At 61.8% G+C, this 18,376-nt stretch carries 18 protein-coding genes; 14 read left to right on the forward strand and 4 right to left on the reverse strand.

Annotated features, from left to right (window positions below; all coding sequences use genetic code 11):
• Positions 1-58: 58 nt before the first annotated feature.
• Together AADW18_RS14760 and lpdA are read left to right on the forward strand one after the other, a co-directional pair.
• Positions 59-1,525 (forward strand): dihydrolipoyllysine-residue acetyltransferase, encoded by a 1,467-nt coding sequence (locus AADW18_RS14760; RefSeq protein ID WP_337344148.1) that lies wholly within the window; start codon positions 59-61, stop codon positions 1,523-1,525.
• A gap of 133 nt (positions 1,526-1,658) precedes the next feature.
• Positions 1,659-3,479 carry a dihydrolipoyl dehydrogenase gene (gene lpdA, locus AADW18_RS14765; RefSeq protein WP_337344149.1) on the forward strand — a complete coding sequence of 607 codons (1,821 nt, stop codon included), beginning with the start codon at positions 1,659-1,661 and terminating at the stop codon, positions 3,477-3,479.
• A 168-nt stretch (positions 3,480-3,647) separates the two neighbouring features.
• Here lpdA and AADW18_RS14770 read toward each other — a convergent pair whose 3' ends face one another.
• Positions 3,648-3,860, reverse strand: coding sequence for a DUF2061 domain-containing protein (locus AADW18_RS14770; RefSeq protein ID WP_337344150.1), 213 nt, complete (start codon positions 3,858-3,860; stop codon positions 3,648-3,650).
• A 242-nt stretch (positions 3,861-4,102) separates the two neighbouring features.
• Positions 4,103-4,909 (reverse strand): hypothetical protein, encoded by an 807-nt coding sequence (locus AADW18_RS14775; protein ID WP_337344289.1) that lies wholly within the window; start codon positions 4,907-4,909, stop codon positions 4,103-4,105.
• 613 nt (positions 4,910-5,522) lie between these two features.
• Here AADW18_RS14775 and AADW18_RS14780 point away from each other — a divergent pair.
• The 10 genes from AADW18_RS14780 to AADW18_RS14825 all read left to right on the forward strand — a co-directional run bounded on the left by AADW18_RS14780 (position 5,523) and on the right by AADW18_RS14825 (position 13,370).
• Complete coding sequence (locus tag AADW18_RS14780; RefSeq protein ID WP_337344151.1) at positions 5,523-5,891, forward strand: ATP synthase subunit I; 369 nt, start codon at positions 5,523-5,525, stop codon at positions 5,889-5,891.
• A gap of 18 nt (positions 5,892-5,909) precedes the next feature.
• A complete protein-coding gene (atpB, locus tag AADW18_RS14785; RefSeq protein WP_337344152.1) occupies positions 5,910-6,704 on the forward strand; it encodes a F0F1 ATP synthase subunit A in 795 nt (264 codons plus the stop codon).
• 65 nt (positions 6,705-6,769) lie between these two features.
• Positions 6,770-7,069, forward strand: a complete 300-nt coding sequence (gene atpE / locus AADW18_RS14790; protein ID WP_337344153.1) for a F0F1 ATP synthase subunit C — start codon at positions 6,770-6,772, stop codon at positions 7,067-7,069.
• 101 nt (positions 7,070-7,170) lie between these two features.
• Positions 7,171-7,641 carry a F0F1 ATP synthase subunit B gene (locus tag AADW18_RS14795; RefSeq protein ID WP_337344154.1) on the forward strand — a complete coding sequence of 157 codons (471 nt, stop codon included), beginning with the start codon at positions 7,171-7,173 and terminating at the stop codon, positions 7,639-7,641.
• Between the two features lie 17 nt (positions 7,642-7,658).
• Positions 7,659-8,186, forward strand: coding sequence for a F0F1 ATP synthase subunit delta (locus tag AADW18_RS14800; RefSeq protein ID WP_337344155.1), 528 nt, complete (start codon positions 7,659-7,661; stop codon positions 8,184-8,186).
• A 47-nt stretch (positions 8,187-8,233) separates the two neighbouring features.
• Positions 8,234-9,781: a F0F1 ATP synthase subunit alpha gene (atpA, locus tag AADW18_RS14805; RefSeq protein WP_337344156.1), complete on the forward strand. Its 1,548-nt coding sequence runs from the start codon at positions 8,234-8,236 to the stop codon at positions 9,779-9,781.
• 109 nt (positions 9,782-9,890) lie between these two features.
• Entirely contained in the window at positions 9,891-10,754 is an 864-nt protein-coding gene (gene atpG / locus AADW18_RS14810; protein ID WP_337344157.1) for a F0F1 ATP synthase subunit gamma, read from the forward strand.
• Positions 10,755-10,876: 122 nt separating this feature from the next.
• Positions 10,877-11,293: a DUF5339 family protein gene (locus AADW18_RS14815; protein WP_337344158.1), complete on the forward strand. Its 417-nt coding sequence runs from the start codon at positions 10,877-10,879 to the stop codon at positions 11,291-11,293.
• A 119-nt stretch (positions 11,294-11,412) separates the two neighbouring features.
• On the forward strand, positions 11,413-12,825 hold the full coding sequence (gene atpD / locus AADW18_RS14820) for a F0F1 ATP synthase subunit beta (protein ID WP_337344159.1): 1,413 nt from the start codon (positions 11,413-11,415) through the stop codon (positions 12,823-12,825).
• A gap of 122 nt (positions 12,826-12,947) precedes the next feature.
• A complete protein-coding gene (locus tag AADW18_RS14825) occupies positions 12,948-13,370 on the forward strand; it encodes a F0F1 ATP synthase subunit epsilon (protein ID WP_337344160.1) in 423 nt (140 codons plus the stop codon).
• 338 nt (positions 13,371-13,708) lie between these two features.
• On the opposite strand, the gene AADW18_RS14830 is transcribed toward AADW18_RS14825, so the two are convergent.
• Positions 13,709-14,113: a GtrA family protein gene (locus AADW18_RS14830; RefSeq protein WP_337344161.1), complete on the reverse strand. Its 405-nt coding sequence runs from the start codon at positions 14,111-14,113 to the stop codon at positions 13,709-13,711.
• A gap of 250 nt (positions 14,114-14,363) precedes the next feature.
• Between AADW18_RS14830 and AADW18_RS14835 the strand changes: the two genes are divergently transcribed.
• Positions 14,364-15,317: a glycosyltransferase gene (locus AADW18_RS14835; protein ID WP_337344162.1), complete on the forward strand. Its 954-nt coding sequence runs from the start codon at positions 14,364-14,366 to the stop codon at positions 15,315-15,317.
• Here the strand turns inward: AADW18_RS14835 and AADW18_RS14840 are convergent.
• Positions 15,277-16,857, reverse strand: coding sequence for a hypothetical protein (locus tag AADW18_RS14840; RefSeq protein ID WP_337344163.1), 1,581 nt, complete (start codon positions 16,855-16,857; stop codon positions 15,277-15,279). The genes AADW18_RS14835 and AADW18_RS14840 overlap by 41 nt on opposite strands.
• A gap of 80 nt (positions 16,858-16,937) precedes the next feature.
• Between AADW18_RS14840 and glmU the strand changes: the two genes are divergently transcribed.
• On the forward strand, positions 16,938-18,299 hold the full coding sequence (glmU, locus tag AADW18_RS14845; protein WP_337344164.1) for a bifunctional UDP-N-acetylglucosamine diphosphorylase/glucosamine-1-phosphate N-acetyltransferase GlmU: 1,362 nt from the start codon (positions 16,938-16,940) through the stop codon (positions 18,297-18,299).
• Positions 18,300-18,376 lie beyond the last annotated feature (77 nt).

Raw genomic sequence — 18,376 nt, forward strand, 5'->3', positions numbered from 1 at the left:
CGCGCGCGTATGGCCACAATAGGGGTTCCCCTTTCGAATCGAATCGCTGGAGTTCCGCATGGCCGACATCAAGGAAGCACGAGTTCCCGACATCGGTGACTACAGCGATGTACCTGTCATTGAAATACTGGTGGCTGTCGGCGACACCGTCACCAAGGACCAGGGGCTGGTCACGCTGGAGTCGGACAAGGCCACGCTGGAAGTGCCTTCGCCGTTCGCTGGCGTGGTCAAGGAACTGAAGGTCAAGTTGGGTGATGAGCTTTCCGAAGGCGCCGTGGTGGCGCTGATCGAGACCGGCGACGCCGCCGAAGCCAAGCCAGCCGCGGCCGCCGCGCCGAAGGAGGCCGCGAAGGAACCGCCGAAGGAGCCGCTGTCGAAGAGCCCGGAAAACCGCACCGCCGAAACCGCCACCCGGGTGGAACCCGTCGCCATGCCGGTGGTGCCGGACAAGATTGCCCAGCGCGAAATCGCCTCCTCGGCCGCCTCGACTGCGCCAGCGGCATCGCGCGTGTTGGATGACCGCCCCGGCATCGATCCGGAAGCCTCGCCGCCGCGTTCGCCTCCGGTCGAGTTCAACGCTGATCGCGTGATGCCGGAGAAAGTGCCGCACGCCAGCCCATCGGTGCGCCTGTTCGCACGCGAACTGGGCGTGGACCTGAATCAGGTGAAAGGCACCGAGCATGCCGGCCGCATCAGCAAGGAAGATGTGCAGCGGTATGTGAAATCCGCGTTGGCCGGTGGCGCCACAACTGGCGCGACGGTCCCGGCAGCCAGTGCCGGTGGCGGTCTCAATCTGCTGCCCTGGCCGAAGGTCGACTTCACCAAGTTCGGCGAAATCGAAACCCAGCCGTTGTCGCGCATCAAGAAGATTTCCGGCGCCAACCTGGCGCGCAACTGGGCAATGATCCCGCACGTCACCCAGCACGATCTCGCCGACATCACCGACCTGGAAGCGCTGCGCGTGGCGCTGAACAAGGAAAATGAGAAAGCGGGCATCAAGCTGACCATGCTCGCCTTCCTGATGAAGGCCAGCGTGGCCGCGCTGAAGAAATTCCCGGACTTCAACTCGTCCCTGGATGCCAGCGGCGAAAATCTCACGCTGAAGAAATATTTCCATATCGGATTTGCCGCCGACACACCCAACGGCCTGGTCGTTCCGGTCATCCGCGACGTCGACAAGAAAGGCGTGGTGGAGCTGGCGCAGGAAACCGGAGAGCTGGCCAAGAAGGCGCGTGACGGCAAGCTGGGCCCGGCGGAAATGTCCGGCGGCTGCTTCTCGATCTCTTCGTTGGGCGGTATCGGCGGCACTGCGTTCACGCCTATCGTCAATGCGCCGGAAGTGGCCATCCTGGGCGTCTCCAAGTCGTCGATCCAACCCGTATGGGATGGCAAGCAGTTCCAGCCGCGCCTGATGCTGCCGCTGTCGCTGAGCTACGACCACCGCGTCATCGATGGCGCCTCCGCCGCTCGCTTCGCCGCCTACTTGGCGCAGCTGCTGGCCGATATGCGTCGCGTGCTGCTGTGAGGCGTGCTGCTATGAGGCCTGCCGCTATGAGGCCTGCTGCTGTGAATTTGTAGGGCGGGTCTCGACCCGCCGTCTACCGTCGTCCTGAAAGCCAATGGCGGGTCAAGAATCCGCCCTACCAAAGAGAGTTGCGATGGCGAATACCATTGAAGTCAAGGTCCCCGACATCGGCGATTACACCGATGTGCCGGTCATCGAAATCCTGGTTGCCGTAGGCGATACGGTGAAGAAGGACCAGGGCCTGGTGACGCTGGAATCGGACAAGGCGACGCTGGAAGTGCCGTCGTCCGCCGCCGGCGTGGTGAAGGAACTGAAGGTCAAGCTGGGCGATGCGCTGTCCGAAGGCAGCGTCGTAGCCATCCTGGAAACCGAAGGCGCAGGAGAGGCTCCGGCAGCGAAGCCGGCCGCCGCCGCCGCGGCAACCGAAGCGCCCAAGCCCGCGCCCGTGACACCTTCGCCCGCGGCTCCGGCTACTCCCCCGACCTCCGCGCCCAAGCCGGCGCTGGGTACCGGCAAGCCCGCCGATATCGAATGCCGGATGGTGGTGCTGGGTTCCGGTCCCGGCGGTTACACCGCCGCGTTCCGTGCTGCCGATATCGGCCTGGATACCGTGCTGATCGAGCGCTATCCCGCCTTGGGCGGCGTCTGTCTCAACGTGGGCTGCATTCCGTCCAAGGCGCTGCTGCACGCGGCCGCGCTGATCGAGGAAGCCTCGCATTCGGCTGACATCGGTGTGGATTTCGGCAAACCCAAGATCGACCTCGCCAAGCTGCGCGATTTCAAGCAGAACAAAGTCGTGGGCCAGTTCACCAAAGGCCTGGCCGGCATGGCCAAGCAGCGCAAGGTGCGCACCGTCCAAGGTGTTGGCCGGTTCGTTTCCGCCAACGAACTGGAAATCACCGGCGACGATGGCAAGACGCAGTTGCTGCGTTTCGAGCAATGCATCATCGCCGCCGGCTCGCAGGCGGTGAAGCTGCCCAATTTCCCGTGGGACGACAAGCGCATCATGGATTCCACCGATGCGCTGCAACTCGATGATGTGCCGAAGAAACTGCTGGTCGTCGGCGGCGGCATCATCGGCCTGGAAATGGCCACGGTGTATCGCGCGCTGGGCAGTGAAGTGACAGTGGTCGAATTCATGGACCAGCTGATGCCGGGTGCCGACAAGGATCTGGTCAAGCCGCTGGCGGATCGTTTGAAGAAGCAGGGCGTGGCCGTGCATCTGAAGACCAAGGCCGCCAAGGTAGACGCTACCAAGCAGGGCATCACCGTGTCGTTCGAGAGCGCGGATGAAGGCCAGAAGCCGGCGTTGGAATCAGGGACCTGGGACCGCGTATTGGTCGCGGTAGGCCGTGCGCCGAACGGCGGCAAACTCGACGCGGACAAAGCGGGCGTGCAGGTCACCGAACGTGGCTTCATCCCGGTCGACAAGCAGATGCGCACCAACGTGCCGCACATCTTCGCCATCGGCGACCTGGTCGGTCAGCCGATGCTGGCGCACAAGGCCACGCACGAAGGCAAGCTGGCAGCGGAAGTCGCCGCCGGACAGAAGAAAGAATGGGTGGCGCGAGTGATTCCGTCCGTGGCCTACACCGATCCAGAGATCGCCTGGGTAGGCGTGACCGAAACCGAAGCCAAGGCGAAAGGGCTCAAGGTTGGCGTGGGCAAGTTCCCCTGGGTCGCATCGGCACGCGCAGTAGGCATCGGCCGCGGCGAGGGCTTCACCAAGCTGATTTTCGATGAAGACACCCACCGTATCATCGGCGGCGCCATCGTCGGCGTGCACGCGGGCGACCTGATCGCGGAGATCGGGCTGGCGATCGAGATGGGCGCGGAAGCCGAAGACATCGGCCACACCATCCATCCGCACCCCACGCTTGGCGAATCGGTGGGCATGGCAGCCGAGGTGTACGACGGCACCATCACTGATTTGTATATTCCGAAGAAGAAGTAACTCCTGCGCTGCATTGCGGCGGCAGTCAACACAACAAACGCCGCCTCATCTTGAGGCGGCGTTTTTATGTGCATGCCCATCCTTGTGGGAGCGACGTAAGTCGCGATGAAGCTTTACCGGTAAAGCTTCGTCGCGACTTACGTCGCTCCCACAAGGACGGATCCCGCATCACAACGCCATAGCAGCAGCTTGCTCACTGCGCCGAGCCCGCCGCTGCTCGATCCGCTTCCAGACCTTTTCGTGGAAATGGAACACCACGGTATTGCACGCCGGTTCGACCAGCGCGAGCGCGCCGCCCACCAGCAGGCTGCCGGTAAACAGCCAGCCCAGCAGAAAGGCGACGGTGAAATGCAGGGCGGCGAAACTGAGGGTCTTGTTCACGAGCGCCTCCAAATGAGAATTGATCTCATTATGGAGGCGGCGTGGACGAAGTCCAATGCAATCGAACGACTATTTCGATAGATATAGCTTATCGATCGAGCGGGACGCCTCGCTGAAGCGTTTGGCCTTTGCAGGGCACCCTGCGAACCATCGAAGCCGCCATGTCGCGGCGCCAAACGGTGCGGGTACAAGGTCGGTCGCCGCTCGCGATTCCCTACTCTCTATTCCCGATTCCCGGCTTCTCAGAACGCCAAGGTCACGCCCGCGATAGGGCCTTTGAATCGCTGATCCAGTCCCAGCAATCCATCCCTGCCGCTTTTCTCGACATCCAGCTTGAACCAGTCGTAGCCGACAAATACGCCGAAAGTTTCATTGAAGCGATATTCGGCCAGCGCATTGGCGCGGGTGACGCTGCCTTCGTAGTCGCCGAAGTCGCCCCAGTCCGTATCCAAATACTGGCCTTGCACGTTGAACAGCCATTTCTCGCTGGGGGTAGCCGTCAGGCGCAGGCCCACCACGGGCGCATAGCCATCTTCGCTGGAGCGAGCACTGAAGCTGTCTTCGCCGGCCTCGGCGTAAACCTCACCCTCCAGCTTGGCCCATTGGGCACCTACCTGCAGTCCGACGCCAAAACTTGGCGTATCGACCGCCGCGTAGTCATACATCAGGCTCGCCAGATGGAACTTCACCTCGCCCTTGGCGAAGCTGCCTGCCGGAATGGTGATGTCATCGTAGGAAAGATCGCTACCCAAGGTCGCCCGCCGATCTTTGTCGTACTGGAAATAATCGAACACCAGCCGATTGCGTGGACTGATCCGAAATACGCCGTCAATGCGTGGCACCAGCTCATCGCCACCGAAATCGAAATCTTCCGAGAAGCGGAAATCCTGATCCAGGTACTGGGTGGCGCCATTCAATTCGCCTTGTGCGCTCACGTTCATGGCGCCTAGCCGAAGCGTGAAACGATCATCTGGTTGTTCTTGGGAATGCGCTGGCCCTGCAACAGCTGCGATCAGCGCCAGAATCGGTAGGGCACGGCTCGATTTGATCATCGTAAGGTCGCTCCATTTTCAACGTGCGGCTTCCTGGCCCGCCTTACAGATGCGGCACTGCAACGGTGAGTGCCTTCCCTTCCTTTCTCGCAACGGAGGGAGGAAGGGATGAGAGATTGATCCGGTCGAGTTCTGACTCGTTCCGACTCAATAGCCGCGTTGGGGGAAGCGGGCCAGGAGTAAGCCCACCTTGTCGGCTGATCGGTCGACGAGCGGTGAAAAACGCGCGCAGTTCGAAATCGGCATGTGGAACTGCCAAGTACGTCGCAAAGTGGAGTCCGTATCGCAAAAAAAACGAAGCCCCGGACGGCCGGGGCTTCGGTGAGGCCTGCTGAGCGGAGCATCGGACGAGGAAGTTGAGCGGCAGACCTTGCAGTCACTGACCGGTCCGTTTCGTCAAAGTTCCGGAAAATTTGCGATAAAAAAATGAATAGGCGACGCGGAGTCAGAACCGATGCGCAGCGCAAGGGCGGGAATTACAGGTGCGGCCCCTCGAAATCAACGTCCCGCACTTTTGCCGGTTGTCGGTCAAATTGGGCGCCTGCTATACTTTTGCGGCTCGGCGAGGCGCTTTCAGGCCTTGTACCCCGCCAATCCGTAGGGCTTTCACGTGCTTAATTCCGTCGCTGCGGGCCGGCGGCTAGCGTTGCGCGCCGTTGTCTACCAACTGGCAGCGGTACTGCTGGTCGCGCTGGTCTTCCTGATCTGGGGCCTTCCGCAGGCTCTGGCTGCGGCGGTCGGAGGGTTGGCGGTGGTCGCGGGTGGTCTGGCGTCAGCCAGGGTAGCCTTCGGCGGCGGCGTAGTGCCGGCAGGGGCGGCCATGCTGCGGCTGCTGGTCAGCGTTGTATTGAAGTGGGTCGTGGTGTTCGCGGTGCTGCTGTTGGGGGTTGGGGTGTGCAAATTGGCGCCCTTGCCGTTGATGGCCGGCATGATCACCGGATTGATAGCACAAATGCTGGCTGCGGCCAGGCGTCTCTAAAACGAATAAGGTCCCAACATGGCGGGCGAGGCACTGACTCCCACCGGTTACATCCAGCACCACCTTCAGAATCTGACCTTTCAGGTTCAGGAAGGTGGCTTCTGGGCTATCCACGTGGACACCATCGTTACTTCCATCCTGATGGGCTTGCTGATGGTTTTCGCCTTCTGGATGGCGACGCGCAAGGCCACTGCGGGCGTGCCCGGCAAATGGCAGGCGTTTGTCGAGATCATGCTTGAATTCGTGGACAAGCAGGCCCGCGACACCTATCACGGCACCAGCAAGCTGGTGACGCCGATCGCGATCACCCTGTTCTTCTGGATCCTGCTGATGAATCTGCTGAAGATGATTCCAGCGGATTTCATCGCCAAGCCGCTGGAACTGTTGGGCGTGCACTACTGGAAGCCGGTACCCACCGCGGACGTCAATGCCACGTTGGGCATGTCGATCAGCGTGTTCTTCCTGATGTTGTTCTTCGCCCTCCGCTCCAAGGGGCTGGGTGGATTCACCAAGGAATTCCTGACCGCGCCGTTCGGCAAGTGGATGGTGCCCTTCAACCTCATCCTCAATATCGTCGAGTGGATCAGCAAGCCCATCTCGCTGGCCATGCGACTGTTCGGCAACATGTTCGGCGGCGAGATCGTCTTCCTGCTGATCTGGGTCCTGGGCGGCGCCGGCATCGTGGGCGCCCTGGCAGGCGGTGCATTCGGCCTTGGCTGGATGCTGTTCCACCTGCTGGTCATTCCGCTGCAGGCTTTCATCTTCATGATGCTGTCCATCGTGTACCTGAGCCTGTCGGAAGACAGCCACTAAAGTTTAAGTTTCACCTTCACCTAAGCGTTTCACTCACTTAAGCACTCATAGTTCCGGAGATAACCATGGAAACCATCCTGTCCAACCTCGCCCAGATTCAGGGTTCCACCGTCCTCGCCGTCGGCATCATGATCGGCCTGGCCGCTCTGGGCGCCGGCTTGGGTCTGGCCATCATGGCCGGCAAGTTCCTGGAGTCCGCTGCTCGCCAGCCGGAACTGATCCCGGTACTGCAGGTCCGCATGTTCATCACCGCCGGCCTGATCGACGCCGCGTTCATCATCACCGTCGCCGTGGCGCTGCTGCTGGCGTTCGCCAACCCGCTGGCTGCTGCGTTCCTGGAGCAGGCGAAGACCCTGGCCGGCTGATTTAGCGGAATTGCAGCGAACGGCCAGGCGGTCGTTCGCTGTGATGATGACGGGCGCGCGCATTGGCGCGCTCGGCTTACACCATAGGCAGAGCGTATCCCATGAACATTGGTCTGACTCTTTTCGCCCAGGCGCTGGCGTTTGCCGGTCTGATCTGGATTATTGCGACAAAAATCTGGCCGCCACTGCTGAGCGCGATTGAAGAACGCCAGCAGAAAATCGCCGAAGGTCTGGCTGCCGCCGACCGTAGCCAGAAGGACCTGGCGCAGGCGCAGGAGAAGGTCAACGAGGCGCTCAAGGAAGCGCGTCTGAAGGCCAACGAGATCATCGATCAGGCGCATGCCCGTGCCAACCAGATCGTCGATGCGGCCAAGAACGAAGCGATCGTCGAAGCCAATCGCCAGAAGGCGACGGCCGAAGCCGAAATCGAAGCGGCGGCGACACGTGCCCGCGAGGAACTGCGCAAGCACGTGTCCGCGCTGGCCGTAAGCGGTGCCGAAAAACTGTTGAAGCGCGAAATCGATGCCAACGCCCACAAGGCGCTGCTCGACGAACTCGCCGCCGAAATCTGACCGGGACCCGCTGACCGATGAGCCAGGCTCTTACCGTCGCCCGCCCTTACGCTCGCGCTGCTTTTTCGGTGGCGCGCGAAGAAGGCAACTTCACCGCGTGGTCGGATGCGTTGGGATTCGCGGCGCTCGCCGCCGCCGATCCGCGCCTGGCCGCGCTGCTGCCCAATCCGCAGCTGTCCCAGGCCGATGCGGTGGCACTCCTCGCACCGGAAAACGCCAGCGAGTCGTTCGTCCGTTTTCTGAGCCTGCTCGCCGATGGCCGCCGCCTGGCGCAGTTGCCGGAGATCGCGGGACTGTACGAAGAACTACGCGCTGAGGCCGAACAGGTGGTCAAGGCCAAGGTCACTTCCGCCGCGGCACTGCCGGCTGGCGAAATCGACATCATCAAGGCCGCACTGGAAAAACGCTTCGGGCGCCAGGTCGAAATCGCTACGGCGATCGACGAATCGCTGATCGGCGGCGCGGTGATCGATGCCGGCGATATCGTCATCGATGGCTCGCTGAAGGGCAAGTTGACCCGCCTGCAGACCGCGCTCACGCACTGAATTCATTTAAACCGCGGCCGGCAACGGCTGCACAAGGGAACCAAGAAATGGCCACCACGCTCAACCCCTCCGAAATCAGCGAACTGATCAAGACCCGCATCGAGAAGGTCAAGCTGGCCGCCGAGTCGCGCAACGAAGGCACCGTGACCAGCGTGTCCGACGGCATCGTGCGTGTATTCGGTCTGGCCGACGTCATGCAGGGCGAAATGATCGAACTGCCGAACGACACCTACGCACTGGCGCTGAACCTGGAGCGTGACTCCGTGGGTGCGGTGGTGCTGGGCGACTACGAGCAGCTGCGCGAAGGCGACGTGGCCAAGACCACCGGCCGCATCCTGGAAGTGCCGGTCGGCAACGAACTGCTGGGCCGCGTGGTGAACGCACTGGGTGAGCCGATCGACGGCAAGGGCCCGATCGACGCCAAGCTGACCGCGCCGGTGGAGCGCGTGGCACCGGGCGTGATCTGGCGCAAGTCGGTCGATCAGCCGGTGCAGACCGGTTACAAGTCGGTCGACGCCATGATCCCGATCGGCCGCGGCCAGCGCGAGCTGATCATCGGCGACCGCCAGACCGGCAAGACCGCGTTGGCCATCGACGCCATCATCAACCAGAAGGGTACCGGCATTAAGTGCGTGTACGTGGCGATCGGCCAGAAGGCCTCGTCCGTCGCGAACGTTGTACGCCGACTGGAAGAAAACGGCGCCCTTGCGCACACGATCGTGGTGGCCGCCACCGCGTCGGAATCGGCCGCGATGCAGTACATCAGCGCCTACTCCGGCTGCACCATGGGCGAATACTTCCTGGATCGCGGCGAAGACGCGCTGATCGTGTACGACGATCTGTCCAAGCAGGCCGTGGCCTACCGCCAGATCTCGCTGCTGCTGAAGCGTCCGCCGGGCCGCGAAGCCTACCCGGGCGACGTGTTCTACCTGCATAGCCGTCTGCTGGAACGCGCCGCGCGCGTGTCAGAGGACTACGTGGAGAAATTCACCAATGGCCAGGTAAAGGGCAAGACCGGTTCACTGACCGCGCTGCCGATCATCGAAACCCAGGCTGGCGACGTGTCCGCGTTCGTACCGACCAACGTGATCTCGATCACTGACGGCCAGATCTTCCTGGAAACCGATCTGTTCAACGCCGGTATCCGTCCTGCCGTCAACGCCGGTATCTCGGTGTCGCGCGTCGGTGGCGCCGCCCAGACCAAGATCATCAAGAAGCTGTCCGGTGGCATCCGTATCTCGCTGGCGCAGTACCGTGAGCTGGCCGCGTTCGCGCAGTTCGCTTCGGACCTGGACGAAGCTACCCGCAAGCAGCTGGAACGCGGTCAGCGCGTTACCGAACTGATGAAGCAGAAGCAGTACAAGCCGATGTCCATCGCCGATCAGGCGCTGTCGATCTACGCCGTCAACGAAGGCTACCTGGACGACGTGCCGGTAAACAAAGTCCTGGCGTTCGAAGAGGGCCTGCACGCTCACTTCGCCAATACCGCCGGCGACCTGATCAATACGATCAACAGCACCGGCAATTGGAACGACGATATCGAAGGCGCCTTCAAGAAGGGCATCTCCGAGTTCAAGCAGACGGGTACCTGGTAAGAGCCGGGAATAGGGAATCGGGAACAGGGAATCGTAGGAACGAAGAACCGGACGGCTTTGCCGATTCCCGATTCTCCATTCCCGATTCCCGCGAGCAGAGCGAGCAAAGATGGCAGGCGGACGCGAAATAAAAACCAAGATCAAGAGTGTGCAGAACACCCGCAAGGTGACGCGCGCGCTCGAGATGGTCTCGGCCTCCAAGATTCGCAAGGCGCAGGAGCGGATGAAGACCTCGCGCCCCTATGCGCGCGCCATGAAGCAGGTGATCGGCCACTTGGCTCAAGCCAATACCGATTACCAGCATCCTTTCATGGTCGAGCGCCAGGACATCAAGCGCGTCGGCTACATCGTCATCTCTTCCGATCGTGGTCTGGCGGGCGGGTTGAACAACAACCTGTTCCGCAAGGCGCTCGGCGAAGTGCGCCAGTGGCAGGACAAGGGCGCTGAAGTCGACGTCGTGACGATCGGCCAGAAGGCATCGGTGTTCTTCCGCCGCGTCAAGGTCGACATGCTGGGTAGCGTGTCGCACCTGGGCGACAACCCCAAGCTGGACCAGCTGATCGGCGTGATCAAAGTGATGTTGGACGCGTACACCGAGGGCAGGCTCGACCGCGTGTACGTGGTCTACAACGGCTTCGTCAATACGATGACGCAAAAGGCCAGCTTCGACCAGCTGCTGCCGTTGCCGGCCGCTGACACGCAGGTGGCGCACCACGACTGGGACTATATCTACGAACCCGATGCCGCGACGGTGCTGGATCACGTGATCACGCGCTACATCGAATCGCTGGTGTACCAGGCGGTGTTGGAAAACATCGCATCCGAACATGCAGCACGCATGGTGGCCATGAAGGCCGCCAGCGACAACGCCAACAAACTGATCGAAACGCTACAGCTGGTCTACAACAAGGCCCGCCAGGCGGCGATCACGCAGGAAATTTCCGAGATCGTCGGCGGTGCGGCGGCGGTCTGATTTTGTTACCGGTTTGCTTTGCTGGGCTGTCGTCGCGCAACGATGATCCGGTAGTTGAAGTAGGAAGCTTCACCGCGCAATGAAGAGCATCACCGAATCATCCCCATTCAAAGGACCTTGTAATGAAAAAATTCGTGATCGCCGTAGCCCTGTGCGCTGCCCTCGCAGCGTGCAAGAAGGAAGAACCTGCTCCGGCCGCTGATGCTGCCGCTACCCCGGCTGCAGATACTGCCGCCCCGGCTGCGACTGATGCCACCGCTGCCCCGGCTGCGGATGCTGCTGCTCCGGCCGCCGATGCCACCGCTGCCGCTGCGCCTGCCAACTCCGGCTTGCCGGTAGAGTGCGAGAACTATCTGAATCGCGCCAAGGCATGCTTCGCCAAGTCGAGCGGCAACGCCTCGGCGACCGCCTTCCAGCAAGCCATCGACCAGTCGAAGGCACAGTGGGAAGCGATGCCTGACAAGAGCGGTCTTTCGGCTGCCTGCACCCAGGCGAACGATCAGTTCGCTCAAACGGTCACCATGCTGAAGTGCGAGTAATAGCTTGAACCTGTTCCCGTCCGCCAATAGGCGGGCGGGAACGATCCAGCGGATGTTCGGGAAAGCCGCGCGGTTTTCCCGAGCACCCGAAAACTTTCGAAAATATAGCGAGTAGTGACATGAACGCCACCAACACCCAGGGCAAGATCGTGCAGATCATCGGCGCCGTCGTCGACGTCGAATTCCCGCGTACCGAAGTGCCGAAGATCTACGACGCGCTGCAGGTGGAAAACACCGCCATCACGCTGGAAGTGCAGCAGCAGCTCGGCGACGGCGTGGTGCGCACCATCGCCCTCGGCTCCACCGACGGCTTGAAGCGCAACCTGGTAGCCAACAACACCGGCCGCGCGATTTCCGTGCCGGTTGGCGCGGGCACACTGGGCCGCATCATGGATGTGCTGGGCCGCCCGATCGACGAGGCCGGCGAAGTGCAGGCCACCGATCATTGGGAAATCCACCGTGCCGCACCGAGCTACGAAGACCAGTCCTCGACCAACGAACTGCTGGAAACCGGCATCAAGGTGATCGACCTGATGTGCCCGTTCGCCAAGGGCGGCAAGGTAGGCCTGTTCGGCGGCGCCGGCGTCGGCAAGACCGTCAACATGATGGAACTGATCAACAACATCGCCAAGGCGCACAGCGGCTTGTCCGTGTTCGCCGGCGTGGGTGAGCGTACCCGCGAGGGCAACGACTTCTACCACGAGATGAAGGACTCCAACGTCCTCGATAAGGTGGCGATGGTGTACGGCCAGATGAACGAGCCGCCGGGCAACCGTCTGCGCGTCGCGCTGACCGGCCTGACCATGGCCGAGTACTTCCGTGACGAGAAGGACGCGTCGGGCAAGGGTAAGGACGTGCTGCTGTTCGTCGACAATATCTACCGCTACACGCTGGCCGGTACCGAAGTGTCGGCGCTGCTGGGCCGCATGCCGTCGGCGGTGGGTTACCAGCCGACGCTGGCCGAGGAAATGGGCGTGCTGCAGGAACGCATCACTTCCACCAAGACCGGTTCGATCACCTCGATCCAGGCCGTGTACGTGCCCGCGGACGACCTGACCGACCCGTCGCCGGCCACCACGTTCGCCCACTTGGACGCGACCGTCGTGCTGAGCCGCAACATCGCTTCGCTGGGTATCTACCCGGCGGTGGATCCGCTGGACTCCACCAGCCGCCAGCTGGACCCGAACGTCATCGGCCACGAGCACTACGACACCGCGCGCCGCGTGCAGTCCACCCTGCAGAAGTACAAGGAACTGAAGGACATCATCGCCATCCTGGGTATGGATGAGCTGTCCGAAGAAGACAAGCAGTCCGTGTCGCGCGCCCGCAAGATCGAACGCTTCTTCAGCCAGCCGTTCCACGTGGCCGAAGTGTTCACCGGTTCGCCCGGCAAGTACGTTTCGTTGAAGGACACCATCCGCGGCTTCAAGGCGATCGTCGATGGCGAGTACGACCACCTGCCGGAGCAGGCGTTCTACATGGTCGGCAGCATCGAAGAGGCCGTCGAGAAGGCCAAGAAGATGGCCGCTTAAGCGGCCATCTTGGGAATCGTAAATAGGGAATAGGGAATCGTGAAAGCAGGAACTGGAGTCGGCCTTGCCCATTCCCGATTCTCCATTCCCGATTCCCATCGAACGAGCGAAGCGAGAGAGATATGAGCACCATCCGTTGCGACATCGTCAGCGCCGAGCAGGAGATCTTCCATGGTGAAGCCACCTTGGTGGTTGCCACCGGCGAACTGGGCGAGCTGGGCATTGCGCCCAAGCACGCGCCGCTGATTACCCGGTTGAAGCCCGGCAAGGTCGTGGTGACGCTGCCCAGCGGCGAGCATCTCGATTTCGCAATCTCCGGCGGCATCCTGGAAGTGCAGCCGCAGGTCGTGACCGTGCTGGCCGACACCGCCATTCGTGCCCAGGACATCGACGAAGCCTCCGTCCGCAAGGCCAAGGAAGAAGCCGAGCGCGTCCTGGCTCATCGCGACCCGAAGATGAGTGCAGAGGAAGCCCAGGCCCAGTTGGCCATGAGCATCGCCCAGCTGAGCGCCCTGGAGCGTCTGCGGAAGAACCTGAAGCACTGAGTTCCACACCGCACTGCAATTCAAAACGCCGGCTTTGCGCCGGCGTTTTTTTTGGATGCGCTTTAGGAATGCACCTGTAGGATCGACGTCAGTCGCGAAAGATGTTTTCAGGCACGGATCAACGCAGATAAAAGCGGATAAAGCATCGAATATCTTCTACCCGTGTTGATCCGTGTTGATCCGTGTCTAAAGCCTTTCGCGACTGACGTCGCTCCTACAGTCGCAAGGAGTTTGCCCCAATGGCTACCAGCGATAAACCGCGCCCCGCGATCGTTCGATATGCACGATCAAGAGCGCGCCGCGGCGCGTCCGGATGGTGAACAAGTGGCTCCTGGATCTCAGCGATAGACCAAGTGCCGCCACAAGAAGAACGCCACCACCGCCAACCCGCCTTCGACAATAGGCTTCGCCAGCCAAGCTTGCTGCAACCCCAGTTGGCTCGCGGTGCTGGCCACCAACACCGTACTGATCAAGGTCAGGGTCAGCCAGACGGCCAGGAATCTCAGGAAACGGCGCCAGCCGAGCCTGGGTTGGCCCTGATCGGCGAAAGTTACCCGCCCGTTGAGCCAGAAACCCAGCAAGGCACCGCAGACACGTCCGGCAAGATTGCCGACGACCGGTGACGCACCCAGCGAAGTGAGCGCAACGAACACTGCCCAGTCCAGCAGCAGTTGCAATGCGCCGGCAACGATGAAGCTCATTCCTTGTTTGAGCCACACGGAGCTGTCGGAATGTTTAGGCATGGCGGCATGTTACGACAGGGCGGTAGGCGTGTACCCGTTGTTTCAGAACGGGTTGAAGTCATCCGAATCTGTTCCTCCTGTATCCGCCGCCCGCCCGCTTGTCCGGCTTGGAAGTACGCCGAGCGTTCCGATGGTCCCCGCGTAAAGTCGCCAGACAAGCAACTCATCCTCACTCCCGCGCTGCGTGGATAAGGAAGACGCCCAAACCATTCAGGTGCTGCATCCGCAAGCCGCGGTTACCATTACCCGAATGACCCATCAAAAGGATGCCGTGGTGCGTATCGCTGTATTGATCCCCTGCCACAACGAAGCACAGACCATCTCCAAGGTCGTCACGGATTTCCGCCGCGCACTTCCGGAAGCCGACATCTGGGTCTTTGATAATGCGAGCACGGATCGTACCGGTGAAATCGCGGTGGAGGCGGGCGCCAGCGTCCGTCGGGTTCTGGCGAAGGGTAAGGGTCGAGTGGTCCGCGCAATGTTCCGCGACGTCGACGCCGATGTGTTCCTGATGGTGGATGGCGACGACACCTATCCGGCGGATGCAGCGCGGGATCTGCTCGAGGATATCGTGAATGGGCGTGCGGATATGGTGGTCGGCACACGCCTGGAATCCCACGACACCGCTTCTTTCCGCCGCTTCCATGGCTTCGGCAACCGCTTGGTGCGCAGCGCCATTGGCTTTTTGTTCGGACACCCCGTGCGCGATGTGTTGTCCGGGTATCGCGCGTTCTCGCGCCGCTTCGTAAAGACCATGCCGGTATTGTCGGGCGGGTTCGAGATAGAAACCGAAATGACCGTCTTCGCTCTTGCCAATGGATTCACTCTGGCCGAACGCACGGTCGAATACGGCACGCGGCCGGACGGAAGTCATTCCAAGCTCAATACCTATCGCGACGGTTTGCGGGTACTGAAGACCATCTTCTTCCTGTTCAAGGATCTAAGACCACTGCTGTTCTTTGGCGTGCTGGCGGCATTGAGCACCTTGGCCGGCCTGGGCTTCGGCGCCATCGTGATCCAGGAGTTCACCCGGACCGGACTCGTGACCCATCCATCGACGGCAGTGCTCGCCGTCGCCTGCGTCCTGATAGGCGTGGTATCGATGGCGACCGGCCTGATACTGGACACCATGAACCGCCGTTCCAACGAGATCCTTCGCTTGATCAGCGATCAGCTGCTGACGAAAGACAAATCGGCGGCTTGATCTCCGTACGCGATAGCGGGCAGAGCTGGAGATCCCTCAGGCTATCGACGATAGGCACGCACGCGCCCTGAATCGATAACCCGTAGGCCTTGTAGGGTTCGATGGCGGCCGGCGAGTCCTTTATCTCGCGCAACAGATAGAAGGAGCCGGTATGGCGCCGGATCCGCTCTTCTGCTTGCGCCTGTAACCGGGTGCAGCGTGCGGGATCCATGAAGTTGTTGTGGATCGATATCGCCGCCACTTGCCGGGGCAGGAAAGCCACCGCGTGCGCAAGCGGATCGTCTTCCGCCAGCACCACCAAGCTGTTGGTAGGCATGGAAGGAAATTCGACGCGCACCATCGGCGAACTAAACGACTGCCTACCCCAACCCGGACGGTTGGTCACCACTACCATCAGCAGCGCAAAGACGACCAATATTGTTCGGTAGAAGCGTCTGGCGGCGAACGTCGAAAGCGTGCCAACGATCATGACCGACAGCACGAGTTCCAATGCAAACAAATAGCGATAGATCCCATAGAGCTGCAGCCACACCACATAGCTGACCAAGAGGAAGACAGGTAGCAGCCAAGGAGAAACTGTGGCACTGGCCTCGCGGAAAGCGCTTCCGCGCGCTTTCAATGCAGACACCAGCGTCAGCACCGTTGCGGCCATGCCCAGCAACAACCGCGGGTCCGCGAGCGTGTTCTCCGAGAACCGGCGGTTATCCGTCAGTAAATGAAAGGGCACCATCAACGTGTCGAACCAACCCTTCGGCAGGAAACGTTCGTCTTTGTAGGCCATGGCCAATGCGTCGGGCGACTGGAACCATTGATTGAAATAGGGGAACAAAGGGTTGCCGTGTTCCTGCCACAAGCGCCAGGCCCATGGGCCGGCGGTGATCGCCGCTGCCGTGATGCCGCCGATGGCTAGCGCGACCAGCCGCGCGGGCATGGCACGCGCAGGCCCAGCCACCATCGCGGCGGCTACAAACCCGAGACAGTACATGGCTGCGGTCAACTTGAGTCCTGCGGCAGCGCCTGCGAGCAGGCCGATGGGCAACCAGGTCGCCCAGGCGCCGCGCTTGTGCTGGGAGTCGACTGCCCACCACAGCGCGGGCAATACCCCTGCGGCGACAAAGGCGTCATTGAAACTCGCTCCAATCCCGGGCATTACCGCCGCGCCAGTCACCGCAAGCAGTCCCGCCACGCCCGTTCTGAAACCGGAACGCTGTGAGGGCCACAGCTGGTCCATCAGCCGCAGCGCGAAGAACAACGCGATGAAGGCGGGCACGGCCAGCCAGATCGATACCAGCCAGCCCGGCGCACCGGAGTGGATCATCCAGGCCAACGGGAAGTCCAAAGTGGGGTTGTGCCAGGTCTGTAGCTGCGCCGCGGCAATATCGTGGCCCCAGCGTCCTTCCATCAACGCGATCGGGGTATAGAGGTGGTAATTGCGCAGATCCCAGTTGGCGTCCTGGCCTTGTGTCAGCACCGACAGCGTTACGTAAACAAAGGCGGACACCGCCGGTGCGAACCAAGCGGAAGATCGCTGTCGGAGCATCAAATCACCTTGGAAAGGAACGAGTAATTGCTAACATCGTCGTATCTGCGCGTCGCCGCGTCTAGCGTATGGAAGCATCAATGAGCGTACTACACGTGATCATCCTCGCCGCTGGCGAGGGCAAGCGAATGAAGTCTGCCTTGCCCAAGGTGCTGCAGCCGATTGCTGGCCGGCCGATGCTGGGACATGTGATCGCCGCGGCGCGCGCATTGAATCCGGCGGGCATCCATGTGGTCTATGGCCACGGCGGCGATCAGGTGCGGGCGGCGTTCGCGGATCAGGCCGATCTGCAATGGGCCGAGCAGGCGCAGCAACTCGGCACGGGGCATGCGGTGGCGCAGGCCATGCCTCAGGTGCCGGATGCGGCCACGGTGCTGGTGCTGTACGGCGACGTGCCGCTGACCCGGACGGAGAGTCTGCAACGTTTGCTGGATGTGCCAGGCCGCTTGGCCGTGTTGGCGGCCGAACCGGTCGACCCCAGCGGTTACGGCCGAATCGTCCGCAACTCCGAAGGCCGTGTCGCCGCCATCGTCGAACACAAGGACGCCGACGATGAGCAGCGCCGTATCCGAACCATCAATACCGGCATCATCGCCGCGGAATCGACCGCGCTGCGCCGCTGGTTATCTGCGCTGTCCAATAACAACGCACAAGGCGAGTACTACCTTACCGACGTCTTCGCTTCGGCCGCCGAAGAATTCGCGCCGGCCGAACTGGTGGTGATCGCAGATCCCATCGAAGCCGAAGGCGCCAACGATCCCTGGCAGCTGGCGCAACTGGAGCGTGCGTACCAGCGACAAGCCGCACGCGAGTTGTGCGCTCAGGGCGCGCGCTTGCTGGACCCGGCGCGTTTCGATCAGCGCGGTACGGTCGTCGTCGGCCGCGACGTGCAGATCGACGTGGACGTGGTGCTGGAAGGCACGGTCGAACTGGGTGATGGCGTCAGCATCGGTCCATTTTCCCGTTTGAAGGACGTCAGGTTGGGGGCAGGCACGCAGGTACGTGCGCATTGCGACCTGGAGGGCGTGGTGACAGAGGGCGCCGCCCAGATCGGCCCCTATGCCAGGCTGCGCCCCGGCACCGTTCTCGCGGACGGCGTGCATATCGGCAATTTCGTCGAGACCAAGAAGACCACGCTGGGTGTTGGTAGCAAGGCGAACCACCTGACGTATCTCGGCGATGCCGTGATCGGCAGCGGCGTCAACATTGGCGCCGGCACCATCACCTGCAACTATGACGGCGTGAACAAGTCGGTGACCACCATCGAGGACGGCGTGTTCGTCGGTTCCAATTCTGCGCTGGTAGCGCCGGTGACCTTGGGCAAGAACGCGACGATCGGTGCGGGGTCGGTCATCACCAAGAACGCGCCGTCTGATCAGTTGACCATCGCCCGCGGGCGGCAGATGAGCGTTGATGGTTGGCAACGGCCGAAGAAGAAATAGCAACGAACGCGGCCTTCGAGAAACGACTATGTTGTAGGAGCGCCGTCCCGGCGCGAGCTCTTCCCGTCAGATCACGG

Source organism: Pseudoxanthomonas sp. CCNWLY206-1 (genome assembly GCF_039710385.1).
GTDB lineage: Bacteria > Pseudomonadota > Gammaproteobacteria > Xanthomonadales > Xanthomonadaceae > Pseudoxanthomonas_A.

Coding starts and splice junctions, on each gene's coding strand:
- AADW18_RS14795 (WP_337344154.1), top strand. CDS start 7,171: ATGAACATTGGTCTGACTCTTTTCGCCCAGGCGCTGGCGTTTGCCGGT.
- lpdA (WP_337344149.1), top strand. CDS start 1,659: ATGGCGAATACCATTGAAGTCAAGGTCCCCGACATCGGCGATTACACC.
- AADW18_RS14830 (WP_337344161.1), bottom strand. CDS start 14,113: ATGCCTAAACATTCCGACAGCTCCGTGTGGCTCAAACAAGGAATGAGC.
- atpE (WP_337344153.1), top strand. CDS start 6,770: ATGGAAACCATCCTGTCCAACCTCGCCCAGATTCAGGGTTCCACCGTC.
- AADW18_RS14835 (WP_337344162.1), top strand. CDS start 14,364: ATGACCCATCAAAAGGATGCCGTGGTGCGTATCGCTGTATTGATCCCC.
- AADW18_RS14800 (WP_337344155.1), top strand. CDS start 7,659: ATGAGCCAGGCTCTTACCGTCGCCCGCCCTTACGCTCGCGCTGCTTTT.
- atpD (WP_337344159.1), top strand. CDS start 11,413: ATGAACGCCACCAACACCCAGGGCAAGATCGTGCAGATCATCGGCGCC.
- glmU (WP_337344164.1), top strand. CDS start 16,938: ATGAGCGTACTACACGTGATCATCCTCGCCGCTGGCGAGGGCAAGCGA.
- atpB (WP_337344152.1), top strand. CDS start 5,910: ATGGCGGGCGAGGCACTGACTCCCACCGGTTACATCCAGCACCACCTT.
- AADW18_RS14815 (WP_337344158.1), top strand. CDS start 10,877: ATGAAAAAATTCGTGATCGCCGTAGCCCTGTGCGCTGCCCTCGCAGCG.
- AADW18_RS14840 (WP_337344163.1), bottom strand. CDS start 16,857: ATGCTCCGACAGCGATCTTCCGCTTGGTTCGCACCGGCGGTGTCCGCC.
- atpG (WP_337344157.1), top strand. CDS start 9,891: ATGGCAGGCGGACGCGAAATAAAAACCAAGATCAAGAGTGTGCAGAAC.
- atpA (WP_337344156.1), top strand. CDS start 8,234: ATGGCCACCACGCTCAACCCCTCCGAAATCAGCGAACTGATCAAGACC.
- AADW18_RS14760 (WP_337344148.1), top strand. CDS start 59: ATGGCCGACATCAAGGAAGCACGAGTTCCCGACATCGGTGACTACAGC.
- AADW18_RS14825 (WP_337344160.1), top strand. CDS start 12,948: ATGAGCACCATCCGTTGCGACATCGTCAGCGCCGAGCAGGAGATCTTC.